Origin of the sequence: Kitasatospora sp. NPDC093558, assembly GCF_040683475.1 — a bacterium.
In the GTDB taxonomy this organism is placed as follows: Bacteria; Actinomycetota; Actinomycetes; order Streptomycetales; family Streptomycetaceae; genus Kitasatospora.
Genome location: NZ_JBFBDY010000905.1, coordinates 1 through 2,145 on the forward strand (window position 1 = coordinate 1; position 2,145 = coordinate 2,145).

The window sequence follows — 2,145 nt, forward strand, 5'->3', positions numbered from 1 at the left end:
AGCTCGGCGACGGGCACCGGCAGCCGCCCGCACACCAGCGGCGCCGAGAAGCCCGCGAGGGACTGCGCCACCAGCACGAGCGGCCCGGTGAGGCCGGCGTGCCGCTCCACCGCCGAGACGATGGCCCGCGCGAACTCCTCCAGGCCCGCGCCGTCGTCGCCCGGCAGGTCCATGGTGATCACGTCGTGCCCCCGGGCCCGCAGTTCGGGCACCAGCCGGTGCCAGAACCAGGCCCGCCCGTCGGCACCGGGAACGAGCGTGAAGGTCGCCATCGTCGTCCTCCTTCTGCACGTGTTCGTCCGTGCTCCCCCCGACGCTATCGGGCCCCACCGACACCGCGCCGCCGCCCGGACGCTACGACAGCGGCGGCGCCCCCGCCCCCGTCCAGGGAGTGGAATTCCGCCCGCGGCGGGCGGTGCGCGCGGCAGCGTGGGCACCATGATCCTGCAACCGGAGACCGACGACCTCGCCGCCTACCTCGCGGCGGACGAGGCGATCGACCATCGACACCCCGAACTGCGGCAGCTGGCCGCCGAGTTGGCCACCCCCGAGGCGGCCTTCCACCACGTCCGCGACCGGGTGGCCCACTCCGCCGACGCGGGCGCGTACAGCGGGGCCTACCGCGCCTCCGACGTCCTGGCCGCGGGCAACGCGATCTGCCACGGCAAGTCCCATCTGCTGGCCGCCCTGCTGAGGGCACAGGGCGTGCCGACCGGCCTGTGCTACCAGCGGCTGGAGGACGGCGACGGCGGCTTCGTCCTGCACGCCCTCAACGCCGTGCACCTGGACGGCCGCTGGTCCCGCCTGGACGCCCGGGGCAACCGCGAGGGCGTGGACGCGCAGTACGACCTGCGGACCGAACGCCTGGCCTGGCCCGTCCGCCCCGACCTCGGCGAACGCGACTACCCCGGCATCCTCACCGCCCCGCCGGCCGCACTGCTCCACGCACTCGCCCAGGCGACGCCGGGCCGGCCCGGCTTCGGCTACCTGCCGTCCGACCTCCCCGGGACAAGCACCCTCCCCGGGACAAGCACCGGCGATTGAAACCCGGCGCCCGCCCCGGGCGCCGGTCCACTGCCGCGACGGCCCGCCGGACACAACCGACGGGCCGTCAACAGCCCGTGAACCCTCCGTATATCACCTGTTGACGAACGCCTCGCAGAGTTGCCACCGCAAGCCCCCAGGGCCGGCCGATGGAAACCCGATCGCCCCGTGCGTCCCCCTTCCGTCTCCCGCTGGCAGGACACGAGCACTTCCGAGGAGAATCCGGTGGGACTGACAGGCTTCGACCTGCATGCGCTGGCGCACCCGCTGTTCTACGACTCGCCCGAGCGCGTCGACGACGCGCACACCCGCTGGCGCCCGCCGGACATCGGCGACGGGCAGCTGGGCGCGGGCCGTGACGTGTGGGTGCGGGTCGGCTACGGCAAGGCGCTTCCCGCACAGGGCTGGAAGATCCACGTCTCGACCACCGCCGACACCGCCCAGGCCGTCCTGGACACCGTCGCCGCCATCTGCGCCCGCCGACGGACCGACTTCAAGTTCCTGCGCAGCAGCACCCTCCTCGGCGCCTTCAACTCCAAGTACGCCCACCGGGGTTCGGCCGGAAAGTTCATCGCCGTCTACCCCACGGGCGAGGCGGAACTGAAGGACCTCCTGGAGGAACTCGCCGCGGCCCTGGACGGCCACCGCGGCCCCTACATCCTCTCCGACCTGCGCTGGAACGACTCCAGCCCGGTCTTCCTGCGCTACGGCGGCTTCGCCGAACTGTGGGCCGACGACGCGGACGGCAAGCGCGTCATGGCCATCACCGCCCCGGACGGGACGCTCGTCCCCGACCGGCGCACGGCCTACTTCACCGTGCCCGAGTGGGTGGACGTCCCGGTCTTCGTCCAGGACCGCATCGACGAGTTCGCCAAGGCCGGCCACGCCGACATGCCGTACACGGAACTGGAACCCCTGCACTTCTCCAACGGCGGCGGCGTCTACGCGGCCAAGGACCCGGCCACCGGCGAGAAGGTCGTCCTGAAGGAGGCCCGCCCGCTCGCCGGGACGGACGGCCGCGGCGAGGACGCGGTCACCCGCCTGCGCCGCGAACACGCCATGCTGCTCGCACTGGCCGACACCGGCCACGTGCCCCGCGTC

2 protein-coding genes and 1 pseudogene are annotated in these 2,145 nt (G+C 73.5%); 2 read left to right on the plus strand and 1 reads right to left on the minus strand.

All coding sequences use genetic code 11. The annotated features are described in order from the left end of the window. Positions 1–272 (minus strand): alpha/beta fold hydrolase (locus AB0O00_RS36770; RefSeq protein ID WP_363659049.1); only part of this gene is annotated, 272 nt, incomplete at its 3' end. Positions 273–438: 166 nt separating this feature from the next. Here AB0O00_RS36770 and AB0O00_RS36775 point away from each other — a divergent pair. After that, positions 439–1,044, plus strand: a complete 606-nt coding sequence (locus tag AB0O00_RS36775) for a transglutaminase family protein (RefSeq protein ID WP_363659050.1) — start codon at positions 439–441, stop codon at positions 1,042–1,044. A gap of 225 nt (positions 1,045–1,269) precedes the next feature. Then, positions 1,270–2,145, plus strand: a pseudogene (locus AB0O00_RS36780) (hypothetical protein); the annotation flags it as partial.

Excerpts from the sequence above, each read along its gene's own strand:
- AB0O00_RS36775 (WP_363659050.1), top strand. The coding sequence starts at position 439 with ATGATCCTGCAACCGGAGACCGACGACCTCGCCGCCTACCTCGCGGCG.